The organism is Desulforegulaceae bacterium (assembly GCA_034006035.1).
Classification (GTDB): domain Bacteria; phylum Desulfobacterota; class Desulfobacteria; order Desulfobacterales; family JACKCP01; genus JACKCP01.
On record JAVETN010000001.1, the window covers coordinates 192,764 to 217,798 of the forward strand.

19 protein-coding genes and 1 tRNA gene are annotated in these 25,035 nt (G+C 35.2%); 11 read left to right on the forward strand and 9 right to left on the reverse strand.

The genetic code is table 11. The annotated features are described in order from the left end of the window. Positions 1–62: 62 nt before the first annotated feature. Positions 63–1,307, forward strand: coding sequence for a hemolysin family protein (locus RBR53_00940; protein ID MDY0131212.1), 1,245 nt, complete (start codon positions 63–65; stop codon positions 1,305–1,307). A gap of 30 nt (positions 1,308–1,337) precedes the next feature. On the opposite strand, the gene RBR53_00945 is transcribed toward RBR53_00940, so the two are convergent. Next, positions 1,338–2,537 carry a hypothetical protein gene (locus RBR53_00945; GenBank protein MDY0131213.1) on the reverse strand — a complete coding sequence of 400 codons (1,200 nt, stop codon included), beginning with the start codon at positions 2,535–2,537 and terminating at the stop codon, positions 1,338–1,340. A gap of 386 nt (positions 2,538–2,923) precedes the next feature. Between RBR53_00945 and RBR53_00950 the strand changes: the two genes are divergently transcribed. The 5 genes from RBR53_00950 to RBR53_00970 all read left to right on the forward strand — a co-directional run bounded on the left by RBR53_00950 (position 2,924) and on the right by RBR53_00970 (position 9,758). After that, positions 2,924–3,412, forward strand: coding sequence for a single-stranded DNA-binding protein (locus RBR53_00950; protein MDY0131214.1), 489 nt, complete (start codon positions 2,924–2,926; stop codon positions 3,410–3,412). 127 nt (positions 3,413–3,539) lie between these two features. Then, positions 3,540–3,950, forward strand: a complete 411-nt coding sequence (locus RBR53_00955; GenBank protein ID MDY0131215.1) for a hypothetical protein — start codon at positions 3,540–3,542, stop codon at positions 3,948–3,950. Between the two features lie 222 nt (positions 3,951–4,172). Further along, complete coding sequence (locus tag RBR53_00960; GenBank protein ID MDY0131216.1) at positions 4,173–6,584, forward strand: 3-hydroxyacyl-CoA dehydrogenase NAD-binding domain-containing protein; 2,412 nt, start codon at positions 4,173–4,175, stop codon at positions 6,582–6,584. A 53-nt stretch (positions 6,585–6,637) separates the two neighbouring features. Beyond that, the gene (locus RBR53_00965; protein MDY0131217.1) at positions 6,638–7,819 is read left to right on the forward strand and encodes a thiolase family protein; all 1,182 of its coding nucleotides are present in this window, start codon (positions 6,638–6,640) and stop codon (positions 7,817–7,819) included. Positions 7,820–8,501: 682 nt separating this feature from the next. Continuing rightward, positions 8,502–9,758, forward strand: coding sequence for an OFA family MFS transporter (locus RBR53_00970; GenBank protein ID MDY0131218.1), 1,257 nt, complete (start codon positions 8,502–8,504; stop codon positions 9,756–9,758). Positions 9,759–10,464: 706 nt separating this feature from the next. Here RBR53_00970 and hisA read toward each other — a convergent pair. The 6 genes from hisA to lnt form a co-directional block, all read right to left on the reverse strand. After that, positions 10,465–11,223: a phosphoribosylformimino-5-aminoimidazole carboxamide ribotide isomerase gene (gene hisA / locus RBR53_00975; GenBank protein ID MDY0131219.1), complete on the reverse strand. Its 759-nt coding sequence runs from the start codon at positions 11,221–11,223 to the stop codon at positions 10,465–10,467. Positions 11,224–11,263: 40 nt separating this feature from the next. Then, positions 11,264–12,421 carry a CNNM domain-containing protein gene (locus RBR53_00980; GenBank protein ID MDY0131220.1) on the reverse strand — a complete coding sequence of 386 codons (1,158 nt, stop codon included), beginning with the start codon at positions 12,419–12,421 and terminating at the stop codon, positions 11,264–11,266. Positions 12,422–12,758: 337 nt separating this feature from the next. Continuing rightward, positions 12,759–14,351 (reverse strand): thiamine-phosphate kinase, encoded by a 1,593-nt coding sequence (gene thiL, locus RBR53_00985; GenBank protein MDY0131221.1) that lies wholly within the window; start codon positions 14,349–14,351, stop codon positions 12,759–12,761. Further along, the gene (locus RBR53_00990) at positions 14,344–14,886 is read right to left on the reverse strand and encodes an HD domain-containing protein (GenBank protein ID MDY0131222.1); all 543 of its coding nucleotides are present in this window, start codon (positions 14,884–14,886) and stop codon (positions 14,344–14,346) included. The genes thiL and RBR53_00990 overlap by 8 nt, the downstream gene beginning before the upstream one ends. 18 nt (positions 14,887–14,904) lie before the next feature. Continuing rightward, a protein-coding gene (gene prfB, locus RBR53_00995; protein ID MDY0131223.1) for a peptide chain release factor 2 occupies positions 14,905–16,000 on the reverse strand; the annotation gives its coding sequence in 2 pieces (ribosomal slippage) (positions 14,905–15,930 and positions 15,932–16,000; 1,095 coding nt in all). A gap of 1 nt (position 16,001) precedes the next feature. Next, positions 16,002–17,528: an apolipoprotein N-acyltransferase gene (gene lnt / locus RBR53_01000; GenBank protein MDY0131224.1), complete on the reverse strand. Its 1,527-nt coding sequence runs from the start codon at positions 17,526–17,528 to the stop codon at positions 16,002–16,004. Positions 17,529–17,676: 148 nt separating this feature from the next. Between lnt and RBR53_01005 the strand changes: the two genes are divergently transcribed. Then, positions 17,677–17,982, forward strand: coding sequence for an STAS domain-containing protein (locus RBR53_01005; GenBank protein ID MDY0131225.1), 306 nt, complete (start codon positions 17,677–17,679; stop codon positions 17,980–17,982). Between the two features lie 60 nt (positions 17,983–18,042). On the opposite strand, the gene RBR53_01010 is transcribed toward RBR53_01005, so the two are convergent. Further along, positions 18,043–18,119, reverse strand: a tRNA-Pro gene (locus RBR53_01010). Positions 18,120–18,277: 158 nt separating this feature from the next. Continuing rightward, positions 18,278–18,955, reverse strand: coding sequence for an N-acetylmuramoyl-L-alanine amidase (locus tag RBR53_01015; GenBank protein MDY0131226.1), 678 nt, complete (start codon positions 18,953–18,955; stop codon positions 18,278–18,280). A 233-nt stretch (positions 18,956–19,188) separates the two neighbouring features. Here RBR53_01015 and tig point away from each other — a divergent pair, with 233 nt between their 5' ends. The 4 genes from tig to lon all read left to right on the forward strand — a co-directional run bounded on the left by tig (position 19,189) and on the right by lon (position 24,920). After that, positions 19,189–20,541, forward strand: coding sequence for a trigger factor (gene tig / locus RBR53_01020; protein ID MDY0131227.1), 1,353 nt, complete (start codon positions 19,189–19,191; stop codon positions 20,539–20,541). A 20-nt stretch (positions 20,542–20,561) separates the two neighbouring features. Beyond that, positions 20,562–21,176 (forward strand): ATP-dependent Clp endopeptidase proteolytic subunit ClpP, encoded by a 615-nt coding sequence (clpP, locus tag RBR53_01025; GenBank protein MDY0131228.1) that lies wholly within the window; start codon positions 20,562–20,564, stop codon positions 21,174–21,176. A 2-nt stretch (positions 21,177–21,178) separates the two neighbouring features. Beyond that, positions 21,179–22,435: an ATP-dependent Clp protease ATP-binding subunit ClpX gene (gene clpX, locus RBR53_01030; protein ID MDY0131229.1), complete on the forward strand. Its 1,257-nt coding sequence runs from the start codon at positions 21,179–21,181 to the stop codon at positions 22,433–22,435. A gap of 121 nt (positions 22,436–22,556) precedes the next feature. After that, positions 22,557–24,920, forward strand: coding sequence for an endopeptidase La (lon, locus tag RBR53_01035; protein ID MDY0131230.1), 2,364 nt, complete (start codon positions 22,557–22,559; stop codon positions 24,918–24,920). Positions 24,921–25,035: the final 115 nt, after the last annotated feature.

The window sequence follows — 25,035 nt, forward strand, 5'->3', positions numbered from 1 at the left end:
AATAAAATAAATACAGAAAAACCTAACAAACAACAAGTACATTTTTTTCAAGAAGATAATAAATGGAAATCAAATTAGTAAGTCTTTTTTTTCTTGTTTTTTTGTCTGCCTTTTTTTCATCAGCTGAAATAGCCCTTTTTTCACTGAACGAAGCAAAAACAAGACATATCTCAAAAAACCAGGATAGATTCAGTCAGCTAATCAGGAGGATGAAGGAAAATCCCCACAGGCTTCTGACAACAATTCTTATTGGCAACAACCTTGTAAATATTGCAGCATCATCACTTGCAACAGCTGCGGCCATTGAGCTTTACGGTAACACTGGAGTTGGAATAGCTACTGGTGGAATGACCCTTCTTATTCTTGTGTTTGGTGAGATTCTACCCAAATCAATAGCAACTCGCAACAACCTTATCATAGCTAAGATTGTTATTTACCCTTTATTTTGGCTTTACTGGTTTTTTTATCCTTTTATAAAAGTCATGGATTTTATTCCCCTGCTTTTAGGCGGAATTGAAAAGCTTCCCACAGTAACTGAAGAAGAACTTTTAACTTATGTGGAAGTAGGTGAAGAAGAAGGTGAAATAAGGCGGGAGGAAAGGGAGCTGATAAGAAATATTTTTGAATTTGATGATATTTCAGCTTCTGAAATAATGAGGCCAAGAAGGGATATGTTTGTAATAAATATTGATAATGTTCCAGAAATGAGGGAACTTTTGGATGCAGGTTTTTCAAGGTTTCCAGTTAAAGAAGGGAATATAGATAATATTATAGGAACTGTTCATATAAAAGATATTTTCAGATATTATTCTGAACATAATTCATGGCCAAGTATAAGAGAAGTGATGAGGGAACCTTATTTTATTCCTGAGCACAAAAGAATCAATACTCTTCTTCATCAGTTTAAGTATAGAAAAAATCATATGGCTATTGTGGTTGATGAGCATGGCGGAGTATCAGGTCTTATCACTCTTGAAGATGTACTTGAAGAAATTGTTGGTGAGATAAGCGATGAAACTGATTATGTTGAACCCCATATAGTAAAGATAAAAACCAATGAATGGATAATTCTTGGTAAGGCTGAAATTGAAGATGTTAATAGAAAGCTGAAGCAAAATCTTCCTGAATCTCCCAATTACGATACCTTTTCAGGTTATATCTTAGAGTACATAGGAAGAATCCCTGAGGAAAAGGAAGTTCTAGAGCTTGGCAACCTTTCTGTAACAGTTAAGGAAATGGAGAAAAACAGAATAGGAGAACTTATTGTAAGGCTTGGAAAGAAACCTTACAATAAACCCCAGGTATGATCAGATTGTTTTTTTTGATTTATTAAACTTTTATTCAATTTTACCAATAACAAGGTTCATTTCTATCCCTCCGTGAACAAAAGGAATACAATCAAAGTTTTTGCCTGTAAAATATTGATCTTGAAAAGATTTTGGTATTGTAAGCACAAGGGTGAATTTGTAAAAATCTTTTCTTAGTTTTAGTCTTAGTTTTTTTAAAAAGTTTTTTTCTTTTTCAACTCTTATTCCATAGGGCGGGTTGATTGCAATTGTTCCCGGGCTTGTCTGTTTTTTTAAATCAAAAAAATTTGAACAGAAAAATCTGATGTTTTTTCCAGGCTCTGTGTTTGTAAAGTTTTTTTTGGCAATCAGGACATTATTATAATTAATGTCCGAAGCAAAGATTGTTTCTTTTTTTCTGATAATTTTTCTTTTTTCTTCAGAAATTATCTTTTTATAGAGTTCTATGTCAAATAAGGGCCAGTTTTCAAAAGCAAAATTTCTAAATATTCCAGGAGGAGTATTTGAGGAAATTATTGATGCTTCCCCTGAAAAAGTTCCGCTACCGCACATGGGATCGAAAAACATAGAACTTCCATTATAGCCGCTGTTGAACAGTCCTGCAAAAGCCAGGTTTTCTCTTATGGGAGCATGGCAGGAAAGAGTTTTTAAGCCTCTTTTGTAAAGATGTTCCCCTGAAGAATCCATTGAAATAACAGCGTTATCTCTTGAGATTCGTATCTGAATTTTTATTTCAGTTGGATTGGGAGACTCAAGGGGCTGGTTAATTTCAAGCCTTTGTTTTATACCTTTAACCATTGCTTCTTCAATTGCTTTAGTATGAATAAGTTTTGATTTTCTGGAGGAGGCAGAAATTTTGATTTTTGAATTTTTAAACAAAAAGATTTCAAAAGGTATTTTTTTAACTTGATTTTCCAGGGTATTGAAATTAAAGACTCTGAATTTGGCAAGTCTTAATAGAATTTTGGAAGGTATTCCAAGCAAGACATTTGCTTTTATTATATCTTCAAAATTTGAATTAAATGATACCCCTCCTTTTGTGATATGAAGATTTTCTAAAGATGGGATTTTAAGTTTTGCTTCCTTGAATGCGGAGTGTGAAAAACCAGGGGCAACTGAGGCAAAAACAGGGAATTTTTTGTTTTTTGTTTTTTTTATTTTTTTACCAAGAGGTGTTCGTCTAATTGATAAAATCTGTGTCGTAATTTGATTTTTAAAGTTAATTGACAATTTTTAAACCTTTTTTGAGGTGATAAGTTTTTTGTTTTTACGAGTTTATCGTTCAATTAAAGAACTTTTAATCTTGTCAAACAAATATATTATGTTGTAATTGAGCTTATTGATAAAGACTTTGAATTGAAATATTAAGTCTTTAGTCTAGAGTTATCAAATGAAAAATTGTTTTATTGAAAAATAAATTTGGTATGATAGAATTTGATTCTACAAGTTTTTATTCAGGCCTTCCTTGGCTGAGTTTTACTCAAATGTTTTAATAGTCAAATATGTTAATTATGTCTTTGCTCTGTTTCAAATATTGTGGTAGGTAAATTAATTAATCTTTCTTTTAGAGTCTTTATAATCTTTTTAATCCAAAAACCGAAAGGGCTTTATATTATATGAGCGGAGTTAACAAGGCTATACTTTTGGGAAATTTGGGACAAGATCCCGAAATGAGGTATACCCAGGATGGTAATCCTGTGTGCAACTTTTCAATAGCTACAAACGAGGCCTGGAAAGACAGAAACACCGGCGAAAAAAGAGAAAAGACAGAATGGCATAGAATAGTAGTTTTTAGAGGCCTTGCAGAGGTTTGTGCCAGATATCTCAAGAAAGGCAGTAAAGTTTATATTGAAGGTAAGATTCAGACAAGAACCTATGAAAAAAATGGTGCTACCCATTATATTACAGAAATTGTAGGTAATGAGCTTAGGATGCTTGATTCTGCTCCAAGAAGAGAGGGAGAGGTCTCTTCACAACCAGTAGGATACAATCCACCTCATCCTGGCGGCAACTACGGCCAATCTCAGGCAGTTCAAGATAATAATGAATTTAACAGTTTCCCCGGCGGAAAATCCAGTGAAGAAGACGATGACATACCTTTTTAGAAATCATATAAATTTTGAATTTTAATGATTGCGGTTAAATTTTCTTTGCCCGTAGTACTTGATTTTTCTTGGGATTTGTTTGTTTTATGTAAAATTGTTTTTTGTTATTTTGGAGGAAAGAAAGGTTATGAATGAAGTTATTGCAGATGCTGATAAAAATCGATTAGTCATAGAATATGGCGAAATAACAATTGATGGCTATATCAGTTTTGCTGGGGATATTCTTAAGGAGGCAGGAAAACTTAAAAAAGGTTTTACAGTTTTTTCTGATTTGAGAAACTTTAAAATGAAAAATAGTGAAGAGATTGTTTCAGCCAATGTTTCTGAAATAATAAAAATTCAAAAAGAGCTCTATGAAATGGGAGCGAGTGAGGTTGTCAGAGTTGTTGATCCTCAGGTCTGGCTTCTTGCAGCTATGCAGGAAGCTGAAAAAGAAGTAGGTTATAATGCTATTATTTTCGATGATATTGATGAGGCAAATGCAGCTCTTAACGATATAGAATTGGAAATATCGGAAATGATAGAAGAAAACAGATAATAGATTTTTAAAAATAAATGTTTAGAAGAAGGTATTTAGAGTAGGAAATTTTGATATAAGTCATTGAAAGTAAGAGACTTTTCTTTTATTTTAGTCAAGACTAAAATTAATTGAATTTAGCTTGACACTTAAATAATCTCTTTGTTAATGACAATAAAGATTTAATTTTATATCTAGTTTCCCGTTGTTTAACATTCATATATTTTTTAGGAGGTAAAAATTATGACCAGGAAAATCCGGAAGGCCGCTGTAATCGGTTCTGGTATCATGGGTGGCGGAATTGCTGCTTTGCTAGCAAGTGCAGGAGTTCCTACATTGCTTCTTGATATCGTTCCTTTCGACCTTAAAGATGAAGAAAAAAATGATCCTGCAGCAAGAAACAGGATTGTTGAAGCAGGGCTGCAGGCTACTTTAGCTAACAAGCCTTCTCTTATCATGACTAAGAAAGATGCGGCACTTATTTCTACCGGTAACCTTGAAGATGATTTTGACAAGCTTGCAGACTGTGACTGGATTTGTGAAGTTGTTGTTGAAAATCTTGAGATTAAAAAACAGCTTTTTGAAAGAATCGACGGTATAAGAAAAGCAGACTCAATCATTTCTTCAAACACTTCAGGTATTCCTCTTGCGAAAATCAGCGAAGGAAGAAGCCAGGGTTTTAAAGAGCATTTCCTTGGAACTCATTTCTTCAACCCTGTACGTTATATGCATCTTCTTGAGCTTATTCCCGATGCATCTACAAAGCAGGAAGTTCTTGATTATGTAGCATGGTTTGGTGAAGTAGTTCTTGGTAAAGGTATTGTTTGGGCAAAAGATACACCTAACTTTATCGGTAACCGTATTGGTATCCAGGGTATTGGTAAGGTTTTTCAGGCAATTGCAGATGGTAAAATTTCTGTATCCCAGGCTGACGCTCTTTTCGGACCAGCAATGGGTCGTCCTAGAACAGCGATTTTTGGTACTGCAGACCTTGTTGGTCTTGACACTGTGGTTCATGTTGCAAATAACTCTTATGACCTATGCCCTGATGATGAAATGAGGGACATAGTTAAGGTGCCTGCTTACGTTGAAAAACTTGTTGCTGATGGTAAACTTGGAAATAAAACCAAGCAAGGTTTTTACAAAAGAGGCAAAGACGAAAGTGGAAAAAGATTCAAGCATCAGCTTAATGTTGTTACAGGTGAATATGAAGCTTTTGAAAAAGCTTCTTTTCCATGCCTTGAAGAAGCAAAGAAAAAAGAGACCCTTGAAGAAAAAGTTAAAGCAATTATTTGGGGTGATGATGAAGGTGCAAAGTTTGCATGGGATTGTACTGCAAACGCTTTTACATACTCAGCAAACAGAATCCCTGAAATAGCAGACAGCCTTGTTGAAATTGATAACGCCATGAAATGGGGTTATGGCTGGGAAGTTGGACCTTTTGAGTGCTGGGACGCAATAGGTGTTAAAGAATCTGTTGAAAGAATGGAAAAAGAAGGTCTTCCTGTATCAGAAAACGTTAAGAAAATGCTTGCAGCCGGAAATGATACTTTCTACAAGATGGTAGACGGAAAACGTCAGTATTATGATTTTGCATCAGGTTCATATAAAGACGTACCTGGAAATAAAAACGCTATATCTCTTCCAGCAGCTAAAGCAGATAATAAAGTTGTTAAAACCTGTGCTTCTGCTTCTCTTATTGACCTTGGCGATGACATCTTTTGTGTTGAATTCCATACAAAAATGAACGCTCTTAACCGTGAAATTATTGAGTTCATGAATGGTTGCCAAGAGTACCTTGATGCAAACGCAAGAGGTGTTGTAATTGGAAACCAGGCTGGCGGTATGCCAGGTGCTTTTTCAGCTGGTGCCGACCTTGCTTATGTATCAGGTCTTATCCATGATAAAAAGTGGACTGAAATTGAAGATTTCCTTAAGCTTGCCCATGACACAACTCTTGCTTCAAAATATTCATCAGTTCCAGTAGTTGCTGCTCCTTTTGGATTGGCTCTAGGTGGCGGATGTGAAACATGTCTTGGTGCAAACAAAATAGTTTCTCACTCAGAACTTTACATGGGTCTTGTTGAAATAGGTGTAGGTCTTCTTCCTGCAGGTGGCGGATGTACTAACCTTTATAGAAAAATGGTTGAAGCTCTTCCAGCTGGAACAGCTAAAACTCTTGACCTTACAAAAATTTATATTGATACCTTCATGGCTATTGGGATGGCAAAAGTTTCAATGTCAGCTGCTCAGGCTGTAGGTATTGGTTTTCTTCACCCATGGAAAGACAGAATAGTGTTTAACCGTGATCTTCTTATTGGTGAAGCAAAGAAAGAAGCTCTTGCAATGGCAGAAGCAGGTTGGACACCACCAATGAAGACAGACCTTCCTGTTGTTGGTAATTCAGGTTCAGGTATGGTTACTGCTGAACTTTACAATATGGCTAATGGTCTGTTCCTGAGCGAATACGATGCATTCCTTGCAACACGTATTGCTTATGTTATTGCTGGCGGTGACGTTAATTACGGAACAAAGGTTTCTGAAGAGCACGTGCTTAGGCTTGAGCGTGAGGCATTTGTTGACTTCTGTAAAGAAGAAAAGACTCTTGCACGTATTGATCACATGCTTAAGACAAACAAGCCTCTACGTAACTAATACTGGCTTAATAATTAAAGAAAGAATATTAAACGTTTTTTAGGAGGATATAAATGAGAGACGCATATATAGTATCATCCGTTAGAACCCCTGGTTGCAAGAACCGCAGGGGTGCTTTCAGGGAAACAAGACCTGAAGATCTTCTTTCCCACATCATGAAGGCATGTGTTGATAAGGTGAAAGTTGATCCAAAAGAGATCGACGACTGCATGATCGGCTGTGCTTTTCCTGAAGGTGAGCAGGGACTTAATATTGGACGTATTGCAGCAATGAAGGCTGGTTTTCCAATTGAAGTATCTGGTGCCACAGTTAACCGTTTCTGCTCTTCTGGTCTTGAAGCTATTGCTCTTGCATCGCTAAGAGTTCAGGCTGGTTGGTCAGAAATGACAATGGGCGGTGGTCTTGAGTCTATGACTTTTGTTCCAATGGGTGGAAACAGCCCACGTCCTCATCCAGAACTTGCAAAAACAATGCCAGAGATGTACGTTTCAATGGGTGTTACTGCTGAAAACGTTGCTGAGTGGTACAAGGTTGACCGCAGAACAATGGATGAATTTGCTGCAGCTTCAAATGCAAAAGCTGCTGAGGCTCAGAAAAACGGATATTTTACTGAAATAGTTCCTACTCCTGCAACATATTATATTAAGGACGGGGATTCCTATAAAGTAGAAACCAAGATGATTGATGCTGACGACGGTGTTCGTCCAGGTACAACTGCTGATGGAATTGCAAGGCTTGGCTCCCCTTTTAAGGCAGGTGGTCAGGTTACAGCTGCTAACTCTTCTCAGACAACTGACGGTGCTGCTGCAACTCTTATTGCTTCAAAAGAAGCATGTGATCGTCTTGGCCTTAAGCCAATTGCAAAATTAGTAAGCTATGCAGTTGCAGGTTGTAGATCAGAAGAAATGGGCGTTGGTCCTAAATATGCTATTCCAAAAGTTCTTAAGCAAGCTGGTATGAAGATTGAAGATATAGATCTTTTTGAAATCAACGAAGCTTTTGCTTCCCAGGCAATTCACTGCTGCCAGGAACTTGGTCTTTGGGGAACCCCAATGATGGATAAAGTAAACATATGTGGTGGAGCTATTGCTCTTGGCCATCCACTTGGATGTACTGGTGCAAAACTTACTGCTACCCTTCTTGCACAGCTTGAGCGTACCGGTGGAAAATACGGTATAGTTTCAATGTGTATTGGTGGTGGTATGGGTGCTGCTGCAATATTTGAAATGGTTTAATCTTTAAAGGATTACTGTTTAAATAAAATTAGTATTTAAGGCCGCAATCAAATAATGGTTGCGGTCTTTTTTTTTATGTAGGGTTCGTTTTGCCATTAATAAAAGAGTTTAATTTAAAAAAACAATTGACATCTTGCTGAATAGTTGATTTAAAAACTGAAATTATTTTTTATACTGACTTTTCAGGCTTGCAAAATTTGTAAATAATTGCCTACATTCAAGATCTTTTGTGTAAAATCAGGGTTTGCTGAACGTTGTTTCTTAACAATGAAGCCTATCTTGAAGGATGTTTTTTTTAAATTAGAGGGAAAAAAAGAAAGTTAAACGCTTTATAATTGAATGTGGCGAAATAAGTGATATTGATCCATCGGGTTGACTAGCTCTTATTGTTATTGGTTTATATTGAATTTTTCAGAGTTCAACCCAATAAAAGCGCTTAACATGAAAGTAAGTTCTAATTTTAGAGAAAGTTTAAAAAGGAAAATTTGAATGGAAGGTTTTTATAGTTTAAATAAGTTTAGTCCTCCTGCAATTGAGAATCAAATAAAGCTGACGACAAGCCCTTGTTTTTTAGGGTTTTACCAGATGCAAAAATTAAATTAATACGCAAAAAACCGACAGAAATAATTTTCTGCCGGTTTTTTGCGTATTAATAAGGAATAAATGTGAAAAAGGAGTTAATATGGTTGGGCAAAAAGTTATGAATAGATGGCTGGTGGTTTTTGGGGCTGTGCTTGTCCAGATGTGTTTAGGGGCAATTTATGCATGGTCTGTTTTCACACCTGAATTGATTACAGCAGGCTGGACAACTACCCAGACAATGGCTGCTTTTTCTGCAGGCCTTGTAGGGTATGCTGTTGTTATGGTGCTGTCAGGTTTTCAGCTTGAGAGATTTGGGCCACGGTTTCTTGCAATCTTGGGAGGTCTAGTTCTTGGAACCGGATATGTAATTGCCGGTCTATTTGGTGGAACAAATTTTTGGATGATTTTTTTATTTATTGGGGTAATGGGTGGTTCAGGCATAGGTATAGCCTATGTTGTTCCCATTTCGGTAGGGATGAAATGGTTTCCTGATAAAAAAGGAATGATAACAGGTCTTGCTGTAGCAGGCTTTGGTTTTGGTGCTACAATATGGGTGAAGCTAGCAGGCTCTGTTGGTAAGCTTATCCAAACTTTTGGCTTATCAACTACTTTTATAATTTTTGGGATAGCCTTTGCTGTGCTTGTAACTTTAGGAGGTCTTACCATGGTTGATCCTCCTGAGGGCTGGTGCCCTGAGGGCTGCGAGCTTGAAGAAGATGAGAGTGCTTGCTGTGATCCTGGTCCAGAGAATATAGATATTAGTGGAAAAGCACTTCTTTTAAAACCTCAGTATTATTTAATGTTTGTTACCTTTATCTTTGGTGCTGGTGCTGGTCTTATGACAATTGGGCTTATTAAGCCGTTTGGAATTCAGACCCTAAGTGGTGTAGGAATGACAGCTGTAAATGCCAGTGCTGTTGCGGGTACAGCTCTTGCGGTTTTAAGTGTTGCCAATGGTCTTGGAAGAATTATCTGGGGTATTATTTCAGACAAAACAGGAGCAAAGCCTGCTATCCTTGTAATGATAAGTGTTCAAGCGGCTATGCTTTTTCTTTTTAACTTTATGGCAAGTTCTGAGGTTCTTTTTTATATAGCAGCAGCTTTCATAGGGTTTAATTTTGGCGGTAATTTAGCCCTTTTCCCAACACTTACAGCTGAGATGTTTGGAGAAGCTAATGTTGGAAAGAATTACCCAATGGTTTTTCTTGCATACGGCATAGGCGGAATTTTATGTCCTATAGCAGGAGGAAAGCTTGGAGACATGGGTTTATTTCCAGTTGCCTTTACCTCCAGTGCCGTACTTTGTATTGTTGGCTTTGTTCTTATTTGGTTAATAAAAAAACCTAAAGTGCAGTAAAAAGAATGGTTTTTGCCGGCAGGGAAGGTGATTTTCCTGTCGGTTTTAATTTCACCCGATTACAAATTTGATTATTTTTTATAAATTGGTTTTTGTGAGTTTTTTTCGGGCTGGCTTTAAAACAAATTTTGATCCATAATGTATCTTTAGTCCTGATGATATTCTTTTTCTAATCTAAAACTTTATGGGGAGTAGATATGTCCTGTCTTTCAGATCTTAAAGTAGTAGGTATTTTAGGTGATAAAACAGAAGATGCGATTAGTCAGAATCTATCAGAAAAAAAATATTCTTTTTTAAAGAGAACCAGAAAAAAAATTTCAAAGAATATTAAAAATAGAATTTTTAAACTAGTCTTTGGCAATTTAATTTAGATCCTTTTATCTTGTTTCAGACAAATTGTTCCAGGAATTAGTGTACCTGTTATAACAAGATTTTACGCTTCATCTGCTGCTCAAGCTTTTTGTTTCTTCCCCATCAGATAATTTCAAAGCATTTCTTTTAAAGTTTTTATTTGTTTTATCAAATGTCTCCGTTAGAGTTTTTTATCTAGGGCAATGTTTTTAAAAAACCTCTGATTGGTTTATCTTTCCTAGAAATTTAGAGTCTGATTCAAATTTATCTATAGTTTAAAAAACTGTTAAAGACTTAGTTTTTAAATTTTATTTTCTAAACTTTAATCTTCCAATTAAAGAGTTTTTAGTGTTGTTTACCCGTACTTTTCAACAAGTTCTTTGTATTTTAGCTTAGTTCCTCCAAAAATATCAAGAGCACTTCCCACAGTAAAATCAATTGAGCCTTTTCCCATAATTTTAATTTTTTCAATATCTTCTTTTGAGCTTATTCCACCTGCGTAAGTAACAGGAATATTTGATGATTTTGCAAGAATCTTTATAAGTTCTGTTTCAATTCCGCTACATTTGCCTTCAAGATCAACAGCATGGACAAGGTATTCAAAGCAGTATTTTGAAAGATAATCAAGAAGATTTCTTGTTACTTTTTCTTTTGTAAAATTCTGCCATCTGTTTGTAACCACATAATAGTCGTTGCCTTTTTTTCTGCAGCTTAAATCAAGAACAAGGCGATTTTTTCCAGCTAGTTTTGAAATTTTTTTAAGCCTTTGTTCATCAATTACTCCGTCATGGAAAACATAGGAGGTAACAATAAGAGCCTGGGCTCCGTTTTCAAGCCAGTAAAGAGCATTGTCGCAATTTATTCCCCCTCCAACCTGAATTCCTCCAGGCCATTCCTGAAGAGCTCTTTTTGCAGCATCTTCGTTTCCTTTTCCAAGTTGGATTAGATGGCCACCTTTGAGATTGTCCTTTTTGTATAAATTTGCAAACCATTCAGAAGGTTTTTTTGAAACAAAATTGGTTTCAATTTTTTTATCTGGGTTATCCGAAAGAGATGAACCCACAATTTGTTTTACAACTCCGTCGTGGAGATCAATACAAGGTCTGAATTTCATAGTTTTGTCCTGTATGTATGAAATTAATTTAGTTTTTGGTTTAATCTTTGTTTTTATCTTCCTGAAACTCTATCCCCATGTTTTTGGCACGTTTTAACCATTCTTTTTTTGCAAGAACTCTCATATCAACAACTCTGTCAGTCTCATCAACTATTTCCATTCCCATGAGAGTTTCAATTATATCTTCAAGGGTTGCAATTCCCTGGGTGCTTCCATGTTCATTTACAACAACTGCAATATGGTGTCTTTCTTTTAAAAATTTTTCAAATAGTTCAGTAAGCGAGACTGTTTCAGGAACTGCTGTTATTTTTCTTTTTAAAATAGAAAGATTTTCTTTGCCTCTGTTTTCTGATGCTAAAACAAGAATATCATCTTTTAAAACAAATCCTGTAATATCATCAATACCTGAGTTGAAAAGGGGAATTCTTGAAAAAGACTGTTTTGATACTTTTGAAGCTGCTTCTGAAATTTTTATATTTTCATTTAAAACAAAGAGCACTGTCCTTGGAGTCATTATGTAAGAAACTTTTATGGAGTCAAAGCAAAAGAGGTTTTTAATTATCCTGGATTTTTTTTTGTCAAGTTCTCCCGAGTATTCCGCAGCAGCGGCCATTGCAATAAATTCTTCTCTGTTGAAAATGTTTTTCTTTTTCCCCCCGGAAATAATCTTTGTAATTTTTTCACACATCCAGACAAGAGGGTATAAAATTGTGGTAAGGATTTTGATAAAAATGGAACTAGGCCAGATAAGTATTTTCCAATGTATAGCTCCTATGGTTTTTGGGATGATTTCAGAGACAAAAAGAAAGATAAAAGTGACTACAGCGGAAAAAACACCAAACCAAGTACTTCCAAAAACAGCTGTTGATTTTGCCCCTGCACCTAATGCACCTATAGTGTGAGCTATTGTTTTAAGGGTTAAAATTGAAGCAAGAGAGTTGTCAATCTTATCCAGTTTGATTTTTTTTAAAAGGAGAAACAGTTTTTTATTTGTTTCTTTTTTACCTTCAACATAAGAAGGGGGAATACTTAAAAGAACTGCTTCTGAAATAGAACAGAGAAAAGAAACTACAAGTGCAAGAAGTACATAGAATCCAAGCATTAAAATTTCTGTTTGAGAGTTTAGATTTGAGTCTAATTGTGATGCCTGGAGGAATTGAGGAGTGAAAACAGCAATCAGAAACAAATAGATTTTCATTGACTTCATATCACAGCTTTCGTTTTTTATATAATTTTGTTTAAAAAATTGTAAATGATTTTGGTCAGCCGAATCCCGTTTTTGCAAATTTTTCAGTTAGTAAGGAATAATCAGCTATAAAGATTTTTTAAGACAGTTTAGTAAATTTAAAATCAAGCTTTGTTATTCTTGATATAATTAAATTTACCTTTTCTTTTTTATAACATCAAGGCTTGAATTTTTATATAATTATAAGCCTTTTTTCAGCCGGTTATTTTAGTGGGTCAATTAAGTTGTGGCTTGAACACCAAATCACAGGCTAGAGGTAAGTTTAATTTTTTTCTTTTAGGTTTGGATTTTAAAAGTTTTTATGTCCATGGTCAAAGGAATTTCCTATGATTTTAGATTTTATATATTTATCTTTAAGTTTTGCTGTTTTCCCGACAATAAAGGCATTGTTAATTTCTTTTTTTATGCTTTCAAAGCTTTTTTCTGGGCAGGTGAAAAGAAGTTCATAATCTTCTCCTCCAGAAACAATATATTCAAGAGGATTTTTATTGAAATCCTGGCAGTATTTTTCAAGTTCAGGATGGACTAAAAGATCTTTTTCATAAATAATACTGCTGAGTTTTGAAGTTTTTGTTAGGTGAATTAAATCTCCGTAAAGCCCGTCACTAATGTCTATAACACAATTTACTTTGAATTTTTCAAGGATTTTAGATTCAAAAAATTTAGGAGTTGGTCTTTTAAATGCGTTTACTAGAAACTCATAGCCTTTTATGTTTTTTTCAACTATTTCAAGCCCTGCTTTGGAAAGCCCCAAAAAACCTGTTGAACAGATCAGCTCACCTTCTTTTGCGCCTGATCTTTTAGGAAAAATTTCGCTTCCTTCACCAATTGCAAAAAGGTCAATACAAAATTTTTCAGCTGCCGATACATTACCACCGCCTATTGAGCAATTGTGTAAGGAAAGATTTTCATCAATTCCTTTGTAAAGCTCAATAATATCCTGGTCTGAAACATAATCTGGCAGGCCTAGATTTATAAAAACAGACAAAGGCCTAGCATATGATGCAGCAAGATCACTTAAACATACAGAAACAGTTTTAAATCCAATTTCATAAAAGTTTTGCCATGAAAGTTTGAAATGAATGTCTTCCCTTTGGGTGTCAGTTGAAATCACAGGCTTTTTAATGCAGTATAAAAGAGCTGAATCATCCCCTGCACTTATTTTTATGTTTCTTTTAAATGACTTGAACTTGGTAAGTTTTTCTATAAGTTCAAATTCATTTCCCCACTTTTGGCTGATTTTTTCAGGATTGATGTTTAAGAGATTTGATAATAAAGTTGAAGCTTTATAAATGTTTTTTTCTTTTGTAAGAGCACTTATAACACAAATTCCAACAGCACCTGAATCAAGAACTGAACTTGCGTTTTCAAGATTTATTCCACCTATTCCAACTATAGGCAGGTTTGATTTGGCTGAAATTTGGGAAACAAAATCAAGTCCGCAGGCTTTTTTTGCATCTTTTTTTGTATCAGTTGGAAATACAGGGCCAAGGCCGATATAGTCACAAAAAGAAAAATCTGTATTTTTAAACTCATTTAAATCAGAAACAGAAATTCCAATTATTTTGTTTTTTCCAAGAACATTTCTGGCTTCAGAAGGTGAGAAGTCATTTTGTCCAAGATGGATTCCATCAGCATCCACTGCTTTGGCAAGTAAAATATTGTCATTTATTATAAAAGGAATTTTATTAAGTTTTAAAAAGTTTTTTATTTCATAGACTTCATTAATATGCTTGGGTAAGAATGTTTTGTTTCTATACTGAACAATTGTTGCTCCGCCCAAAACAGCCTCTTTTACCTGATAGAGCATAGAAAAATTTATATTTTGAGAGTCTGTGATAAAATAAAATTTTAAATATTTTTTTAAGTTTTTTTTATACATTGAATTTTAGATGCCAATTCCTGAATTTTTTAAGATGATTCCCTCCGTATCCCGAAAGTGTTTTTTCAATTTCTTCCAGAGTTTTTTCTTTTTCAAGGTTTTTGAGACCCTTTGAAAAAAATTTGTCTGCATAGCAGATTATTTGTTCCTCAAGAGAAACAGGAACCATATCTTTTAAGGGAAGGGGGAGGTTTTTTTTAATTATTTCTTCTTTGGTAATTCCTGTTCCTGTATGCCTTTCACAAATCAGTGCATGTTTTACAAGGCCTTCTTTTTCAAGTATTTGTCTTCCTAATATTCCATGGCAGATATATGGATGCTTTCCATTGCATCCAATCTCTGGAGCATTGGTGAAAATCATTCCTATATCATGAAGAATTGAGCCCTCGTACACTAGTTTCTTGTCTATGGGCTCTTTAAGATTCTCCGCTATTTTCAGGGCTTTTTTGGCAACAAGTTCACTATGGGTTAAAAGCACTTTTTTTGCTTTTTCATTGGTTTTGTAATATTTATCTATAATTTTAAATACATCCATTACTTATCCTGTCAACTGTCAAGATGAAGAAAAAAGAGCAGCTTCAATAAAATTATCCAGATCTCCATCAAGGACTGCCTGGGTGTTTCCGGTTTCACTTCCTGTTCTATGGTCTTTTATCATCTGATAAGGGTGGAGAATATAAGAACGAATCTGGCTGCCCCATCCAATATCGTCTTTTCCGTCGTGGAGCTCCTGAATCTTTTCATCCTGCTTTTCTTTTTCAAGCTGATACAGCCTTGATCTTATAACTCTCATACAGATTTCTTTATTTCTGTGCTGGGATTTTTCTTGCTGGCATTGGGCAACTATTCCTGTGGGTAAGTGGGTAATCCTTACAGCAGAACTTGTTTTGTTAACATGCTGTCCCCCTGCACCGCTTGCTCTGAACACGTCGATTCTTAAGTCTTTTTCTTCAATTTCTATATTGATTTCCCTTTCAATTTCAGGGTAGACAAAAACTGAAGCAAAAGATGTTTGTCTTTTTCCATTGGCATTAAATGGTGAAATTCTTACAAGCCTGTGAACCCCATTTTCAGTTTTGAGATACCCAAATGCATAATCACCTTTCACAGAAAAGGTAACACTTTTTATTCCAGCCTCATCTCCGGGCTGAAGATCAATTATTTCTGTTTTATATCCCCTTGACTCGCACCATCTTAGATACATTCTGAAAATCATCTCGGACCAGTCCTGGGCTTCTGTTCCTCCTGCACCGGCATTAATGGATAAAATTGCATTGTAGGAGTCGTCCTCTCCATTAAGCATTATTTGAATTGAAAATTTGTAAACTTTCTTTTCAAGGCCTAACAATTCTTTTTCAATATCTTTTATAACAGCATCATCATTTTCTTCTGAAGCAAGATCAAGAAGGTCGTCGTTTTCAAGGAGAGTGTTTTCAAGGTTGTCAAAATGGTTGATTTTATCTGTAAGTACAGTTCTTTCTTTTAACACAGGAGCTGCAGAATCAGGATTGTCCCAAAAGTCAGGTCTTGAAATCTGGGCTTCTATTTCTTCAAGTCGAAATTTAATGGAAGCAGGGTCAAAGGCACTCCTTGATCTGGTTTAGTCTTTTTTTGCAATCAGCAATAATTTGTTTAAGTTCTCCACTCATCTTAATTCTCCTTTTTACGTTTAAAGTAAAATAAAAAACCATAAAATAATAGCACAAAGGTGCAAGTATATGCAAAAAAATCTCCATATTTTGTGTACATAGTTTTTTCTTCAATCAGGGGAAGATTTTCTACAATGGATTTTGTTTCAAAAAGTAAGGTTCTAGAAATTATTTCGCCTGTGGGAAGTATGTGTGCAGAAATCCCTGTATTTGCACACCTTGCAATGGCTCTTTTGTTTTCAACAGCTCTTATTGCTGAGATTGCAAGATGCTGATGAGGACCAGCGGTTTTTCCAAACCAGGCGTCATTTGTAAGGTTTATAATTATATTAGCCCCGTTTTTTACCTGCTTTCTTACAAGATTTGGAAAAATTATTTCAAAACAGATTTTAATCCCTGCTTTTATTTCGCCCATAACAAGGGGTAGGTTTTTTTCACCAGCTTTAAATTCCCCGCTGGGAACTATAAATTTTGATAAAAAGGGGAAATGTTTTTTTAAAGGAATATACTCTCCAAAAGGAACCAGGTGAATCTTGTCATAAAATTGAAGTTCTTTTTTGTAAGGGAAAAGGGCGGCTCTGTTTTTTAGCAGGTATTCAGAGTTGTTTTTTTTCAGATCTAAAAATCCAACTAAAAAATTACCTTTTTTTTCAGTAAATTTATTTATTGATGAAAGAATCTTTTTATCAAGAACAATAGGGTAGGGAAGGGCGGTTTCAGGCCATACTCCCAGGTCAAATTCTTCTTTAATTAAATTTGAAGTTTCAATATGTTTTTCAAGTGTGGTTTTAATATCTTTTCCCTTTTTGGTTTCAGGGGGAATGTTGGGTTGAACAATTGCTATTTTTTTATTTAAAGATTTATCCATTATAGCTTTTGTTTTATCTAAATTATAACTTCCGAAAATTCCTGCAGCCGATGTAGCTCCTGCAAGCAAAACGCAAAGAGTAATATTGGCAGGAGTATAAAAGTTTCTTCTTCTAAAAATTGATTTAAATAAAATAAACATTCCTGTGTTTATAAAAACTATATAAAAAGTGATTCCGTAAACTCCAAATATAGATGAAATTTGAATAAGGTAGGAGTTTTTGTATTGGGAATATCCTGCAAATACCCAGGGAAACCCGGAAAAAAGAAAAGATGAAATAAAATCAAGCCCTGTCCATAAGGCAGGTATTAAAAAAACTGAAATAAGAGGTTTTTTTGTTATATCAGGGAATAAAAAGGCAAAAATTCCTGTATAAATTCCAAGATAAAATCCAAGAAGAACTATTGCTGCAAAAGATGAAATAAAGGGAAGTCCACCATAGTTTGAAATTGTGGGAACCAGCCAGACAAGAGAGGAGGTGTAAATTATGGTTCCAGCACAAAGTCCGGTTGTAAATTTCTTTTCAGAAGCCGTTATTATTGTAAATAAAGGTATAAGTGAAAACCAGATTAGGAAATCATAGCCGTATCCGGGAAATGAAAGTGTGAAAAGAAGGGCCGAAAAAACACAATAAAATAAAGTTTTTATAGTTATATTCATTAGAACTCAAACCTTTGTTGGGGGCAATTAATCTTGAAATTTAAAGATTGATTGTGATATATATAAAAAGATAATTTAGCACAATAAAATTTATTTTGCATTGAATTGAATTTCCTTTTTTCAGATATTAATAGATATGGAGAAAACCATGAGTGAGATAATAAAAAATGATGACCATATTCTTGTCAGGCCAAACAAAGATATTGTTGAATCAATGGCCGGTAACTTTAGAAGTGAATTGCAAAAAGTAATTGCAGACGAGAAAAAGGACATTATCATAGATATGGATGGTATTGAAATGGTTGATTCCATAGGAATAACAAGTATCATTGCAACTTTTAACACCCTTGAAAAAATTGAGAAAAAACTCAAAGTGATAAATATAATGAAAGATGTCTACATTCTTTTTACTGCAATGAAGTTAGACAGGTGTTTTGTTGTAGAAAGTAAATAAGTTTAAAATCCTGAAAACAAAAAAAGCAGACTTTTAAAAGTCTGCTTTTTTTTGGTCTTTTGGTCGGGGCGGCAGGATTCGAACCTGCGACTCCTTGGTCCCAAACCAAGTGCGCTGCCAGACTGCGCCACGCCCCGTTTCAAAACAACGTCAATCTATTAACACTCTTTTTTTTTTATTACAAGAGAAAAGTTGCAAAATATATAAAAAATATCAGGGAACTTGTTTTTGGCGAAAATAAAATCAAAAGATCTTATCATTTAAGTCTTTTAAGACTTTGATTTTTTGTTCTTTTTTATAAAGGTTCAGCCGCCTGTGCAATTTGCTCGCTGAAAAAAGTTATTATTGTTTCAGCTATTGTCTCGGCTGTTTTATCAATAAAGTCAGGACTTTTCATCTCTATTGATTCAGAAGGTGAATTTAGATTTCCTAACTCAATATGGATAAAAGGCATTGTCAGTCGCATCCCTTTGTTAAAAGGAGCTTGTATCACAAAGACTTTTGAGCGGTTTTTTTTAAAAGCCTCTCCAAGGTCTGCTGCAAGAGTTTTTGGATCTATAAAAGAAGCTGATTCTTTTGGTAAATAACCTATGAAAACATTTTTCATTCCCTGCTGGGTAAAAAGAGAGCCGGCATGAATTGAAATAAATAAAGCAGTGTTTTTGGAGTTGGCAATGTCTGCCCTCTGGGTATCTGTCATTGAATAATCAGAGGCTCTTGTAAGGGTGATATGAAAGTGATTCTCCAGTTTATTTTTTAAGGCAAAAGCTAAATAAAGTGAAAAGTCTTTTTCCATAAGTTTTGAAACTGAATGGGCTCCAAGATCATTGCCCCCGTGGCCGGGATCAAGTACTATCTGTGTTTTTAAATCAAGAAAACTGGTTTCAAGGGAGTAAGAGTGGAAAGGCGTTAGGAGTAAAAAAATAAAAAAAACTAGCAATTTCGGTATATTCAACGATTTATTTAAATTCATTTTTCTTGACACCAAGTAGTTTAGGTATTAATTTCACCTAATTTTGTAGTATTGATAAAGATTATGTATAATTTGTATAAAATGTTCATTTATGATATTTTTTTTTTATAGTCAAACAATATTGACTTTTTTGGCTTTATGGTTTTAATTTAATGGTTTGCCCAGGCATAAGGCTTTGGGCTTTTTAATTTAGATTATAATTTTTTAAGTAAAATTTTTAAGGAAGGAAGAATATGCAGGTAACAGTGGAAGACCACAGCTCGGTAAAAAAGACCCTCCACATTGAAATATCGGAAGATGAAGTCAAAAAGGAGATGGACAGTGCTTATGGGGATTTGCGCAAAAATGTCAAATTAAACGGGTTCAGATCGGGCAAGGCTCCCCGCTCTGTTCTTGAAGCTAAGTTTGGCAATGATGTCAAGGAAGACGTTATTTCAACTCTTGTGCAAAGAGGTTTTCTTGAAGCAGCTCAAAATAATGATTTTGCAATAATAGGTCAGCCTGAGTTTAAAGATATTGAAAGTTTTGACGGAAAAAGTGCGTATAAATTTGATATAGTTATAGATGTTAAGCCCGAAATTAAGGATATTGATTATAAAGGGCTTGAACTTAAGAAACCCAAATATGAATTTAGCGAAGAAGAAGTTGATCTTCAGCTTGAAATGCTTCGTAAAAATCTTTCTAAAAAAATTCCGGTTGAAGAGGCAAGGGAATCAGTAGAAGGAGATCTTATAGAAGTAAATGTTCACGGAACAATTGACGGTGAAGCTGTTCCTCCTTTTGACGGAATAAAAGGAAGAAGGTACAGACTTGGAAACAAGCTTTTCTCAGAAGGCTTTGACAAGGAAGTTTTAGGAATGAAAGCAGGAGAAACAAAAACTTTTGACCTTGAATTTCCTGAAGATTATCATACAGATTCTGTTAAAGGTAAAACTCTTTCAATGACAGTTGAGCTTGGGGTTATACTTGAAGAGCAACTGCCTGAACTAGACGATGAATTTGCAAAGGATCTTGGTAATTTTGAAACCCTTGAAGATGCAAAAAAAGAAATTAGGTCAAACCTGAAGCAGGGATATGATAAACGAAGCGAGCAGGAATTAAATGAGCAGATTTTTGAGCAGCTGATCAAAAGAGCTGATTTTGAGCTTCCTGAAAACCTTGTGAATATGGAGCTTGATCAGATAATTAATGAAGCAGAAAGATCCTTTGAAGCAAATGGAACAAGCCTTGAAATGATAGGTAAAACCAGAGAGAGTCTGAAAGAAGATTACAAGGGTATTGCTGAAGATCAGGTGAGAAGACATCTTCTTCTAGACGCTGTTGTTAATCAGGAAAAACTTGAAATTTCAGATCAGGAGCTTGAAGAAGGATTTGAGGAGCTGGCATTAAATTTTAATCAGCAGGCAGAGTTTATCAGAGGATTTTACAATGAAAATCCTGACAAGCTAGATCTTTTTAAACATACCCTCCTTGAAAAAAAGGCTCTTAAGCTTATAATTGATAGTAATGATGTTTCCGAGTATATTCCATCGGAAGTAGAAGAAAGTAAAGAATCAGAAGAAAAGACAGACGATTCTGAAGAATAATTAAACTTAAGGAGGCTTTTATTGTGCTGATACCTATGGTGGTTGAGCAGGGCAGCAGAGGAGAGCGAGCGTATGATATTTATTCTCGCCTTTTAAAGGATAGGATAATATTTTTGGGTTCTGCAATAAATGAAGAAGTAGCTAATCTTGTGGTGGCTCAGCTTCTTTTTCTTGAGTCTGAAGATCCTGAAAAAGACATAAATATTTATATCAATTCACCAGGAGGAATGGTTACTGCAGGTATGGCAATTTATGATACAATGCAGTATATTAAATCTGATGTGGTGACTGTGTGTGTAGGTCAGGCGGCCAGCATGGGGGCTTTGATCCTTTCAGCAGGTGCAGCAGAGAAAAGATATGCCCTGCCTAATTCAAGAATTATGATTCACCAGCCTCTTGGAGGAGCCCAAGGGCAGGCCTCTGATATAAGAATTCAGGCAGAGGAAATTATAAGAATAAAACAAAATCTCAATGAAATTCTGGCTTATCACACGGGCCAGGAAATAGGTCAGGTCGAAATTGACACTGACCGTGATAAATTCATGGGAGCAAAGGAAGCAAAGGCATACGGTCTGATAGATCATGTGGTGGCAACAAGAGATGATATTTCCGCCATAGCCGAAGCAAAGGAGTAAGAATGACAGACCTAAGCGACAATAATGAAAGGCTTTTTTGTTCATTTTGCGGGAAAAGTCAAAAAGAGGTAAAAAAACTCATTGCAGGCCCTTCAGTATATATTTGTGATGAATGCATTCAGCTATGCAGTGAAATAATTGAAGAGGACGGGGTAAAAGAGGAGGAAGATGATTCTTCTGACAGTTATCTACTTACTCCCAAAGAAATTAATGAGAAATTTAATGAATATGTTATTGAACAGGATAATGCCAAAAAGGTTCTTTCTGTTGCAGTGAGAAATCATTATAAAAGAATTCTAGCTGCAGAGCAGTCAGAAGACGATGTTGAAATCCAGAAAAGCAATATTCTTCTTATAGGGCCTACTGGTAGCGGGAAGACTCTTTTAGCTCAAACACTTGCAAGGTTTTTGGACGTTCCTTTTACAATAGCCGATGCAACAACTCTTACAGAGGCAGGTTATGTTGGCGAAGATGTGGAAAATATTATCTTGTCCCTTCTTCAAAATGCTGACTATGACGTGGAAAGAGCTGAAAAGGGTATAGTTTATATTGATGAAATAGATAAAATTACCCAAAAGTCAGATAATCCATCAATAACAAGGGACGTATCTGGAGAAGGCGTTCAGCAGGCCTTACTTAAAATTATTGAAGGAACAATTGCAAGTGTTCCTCCAAAAGGGGGGCGTAAACATCCTCAGCAGGATTTTGTTAAAGTTGATACCTCAAATATTCTTGTTATTTGCGGTGGTACTTTTAATGGTCTTGAAAAAGTAATCCAACAAAGAATTTCCAGTAAATCTATTGGATTTGGAGCTTCTGTTGAACGTCTTGATAAAAAAGAGAAAAATGAGCTGCTTAAGATGGTAGAGGCAGAGGATTTGGTTAAGTTTGGTTTGATTCCTGAGTTTCTTGGAAGACTTCCTGTGGTTACTACGCTTGAAGAACTTTCTGAAGAATCTCTTGTCAAAATTTTAACTGAGCCTAAAAATGCTCTTATAAAGCAGTTTCAAAAGCTTTTTGTCTATGAAGGCGTTACCTTGAGATTTACCGATTCAGCACTTAAGGCAATTGCAAAAGAAGCTGTAAGAAGAAAGTCTGGGGCTAGAGGCTTACGAGCCATACTCGAAGGCATTATGCTTGATATCATGTATGAAATACCCTCGCTTGATAATGTCAAGGAGTGTATTATAGGCGAAGAAGTTGTTGTTAATAATGAAGAGCCTATCCTGATTTATGAACCTTCAAAAAAACAGGCATAGTTTGATTTAATTAAAAACAAGGGTTTTGGTATTTGATTTTGCCAGGCCCTTTTTTTATGGTTGGAAAGCAAGTTTGTAAATTTAATTTATTTTAAACTAAAACACGGATTTTTCAGATAAAATGATAAGTTTTTCAAAGCTGTTTAAATCAGGAGTAAATAATAGCGGCAGGCTTGTTCTTCCTGTTCTGCCCTTAAGAGATACTGTAGTATTTCCCGGGATGGTGGCGCCTTTATTTGTGGGGAGAAAAAAATCAATAGAAGCTTTGTCAAAGGCAATGGAAACTTCAAGAAGTATTTTTCTTGCATTACAGGAAAATCCTAGGGCGGATGAACCTGAAATTGATGAGTTTTATGAAACAGGGGTGGTGGGTAAAGTTCTTCAGCTTTTAAAACTTCCGGACAATAGTGTGAAAGTTCTTGTTGAGGGGCAGATAAGGGCTAAAGTTTATAATTATATTGAAGAAGAAAATTGTTTAAACGCAGAACTTGGACAAGTTTTTGAAGAAAGTCCTGCAGAAGCAGAGTTTGAAGCAGTAAAAAGGCAGTTGCTTTTAAAACTTGACAGTTATTTGTTGTACAATAAAAAAATTTCAAAGGAAATTTTAGAAAATATTTCAAAAGTTGAAGATCCTTTTAGTTTTTCAGATGTCCTTGCTTCAAAACTTCCTTTAAAACTTCAAAGTAAGCATCTTCTTTTAGAAGAAAGAGATTCAGGTAAAAGGCTTTATTTTCTTCTTGACTATCTTGCAAAGGAACTTGAAGTTGCAAAAGTTGAGGAAAAAATAAAGGGAAGGGTTAAAAAGCAGATAGATAAAACCCAGAAAAACTATTATTTGAATGAACAAATCCGTGCCATCAAAAAGGAAATGGGTGCAGGAGACGAGGGTAATGATGAAATAGAGGAGCTTAAAAAAAAGATTGGCGAGAAAAGTCTTCCAGAAGAAGTTGAAGCTAAGGTTGAAAAGGAATTGAAAAAGTTTGCCCTTATGTCTCCAATGTCTGCTGAAGCCAATGTAGTAAGAACATATATTGATTGGATTATTGAACTTCCTTGGTCAAAAAAGTCAGAAGTAAACAATGATTTGAAAAAAGCAGAGTCAATTTTAGAAGAAGATCATTATGGGCTTGATAAGCCTAAAGAACGGATTTTAGAGTATCTTGCTGTTCAAGGTCTTTCTAAAAGCACCAAAGGTCCAATCCTTTGTTTTGTTGGGCCTCCTGGAGTTGGAAAAACTTCCCTTGCAAAATCCATTGCACGGGCAACAGGACGTGAATATGTAAGAATTTCCCTTGGTGGAGTAAGAGATGAAGCTGAAATAAGAGGGCATAGAAGAACCTATGTGGGTGCAATGCCGGGAAAAATTATTCAGGCAATTAAAAAGTCAGGGAAAGTTAACCCTTTAATCTGTCTTGATGAAGTAGATAAAATGAGTATGGATTTCAGGGGAGATCCTTCATCCGCTCTTCTTGAAGTTCTTGATCCTGAGCAAAATTTTTCTTTTAATGATCATTATCTTGATCTTGATTATGATCTGTCCCAGGTTTTTTTTCTGACAACAGCAAATTTTTTAAATGATATTCCAGTGCCTCTTCAGGACAGGATGGAAATAATTCAGATCTCAGGATACACTGAGCTTGAAAAACTTGAAATTGCTAAAAACCACCTTTTTGCCAAGCAGTTGGAAGCCAATGGTTTCTCTGAAGAAGATATTACTTTGAGCGACAATTCTCTTCTCATGCTCATAAGAAATTATACAAGAGAAGCAGGGGTGAGAAATCTGGAAAGAAAAATAGCCGGTGTTTTAAGGAAAACAGCCAAAATAATGCTTCTTGAGGATAAAGTTCCTCCTTTCAATATAACTAAAAATACAATAAAAAAATATTTTGGGTCAGAAAAATTCACCTATTCTCTTGCAGAGAAAAAAGATCTTGTAGGAGTTGCAACAGGGCTTGCCTGGACCCAGACAGGCGGAGATATTTTATCCATTGAAACAGCTGTAATGCCTGGAAAAGGGAATGTTACTGTAACAGGGAAGCTTGGGGAAGTTATGCAGGAATCTGCAAAAGCAGCAATGAGCTATGCAAGATCTAAAAGCTCTGTGCTTGGTATAAATTCAGAGTTTTATTCTGATAATGACATCCATATTCATGTTCCTGAAGGAGCTACTCCAAAGGATGGCCCCTCAGCTGGAATAACAATTTGTACATCAATTGTTTCAGCAATTACAGGAAAGCCTGTAAAAAGAGATTTGGGAATGACAGGGGAAATTACTTTAAGGGGAAGGGTTTTGTCCATTGGCGGGTTAAGGGAAAAATCCATAGCAGCCCATAGAAGCGGAATAAAAACAATTCTATTCCCAAAGGAAAACGAAAAAGATCTTAAAGATATTCCTAAAAGTGTTTTAAGCGGGATAAAGTTTTTTCCTGTTTCCCATATGGATGAAGTTTTGAGTCATTCTCTTTTGGAAATAGAAAAAGATTAACCTACAGGATTATTTAGTTTGCCCAGCTAAAAAGTAAACTGGGTAAAATTCAGTTCAGATATTGGCAAACTTGGAAAAAAGCTAATATTTGTATTGACTTATTAGTTAAACAAGA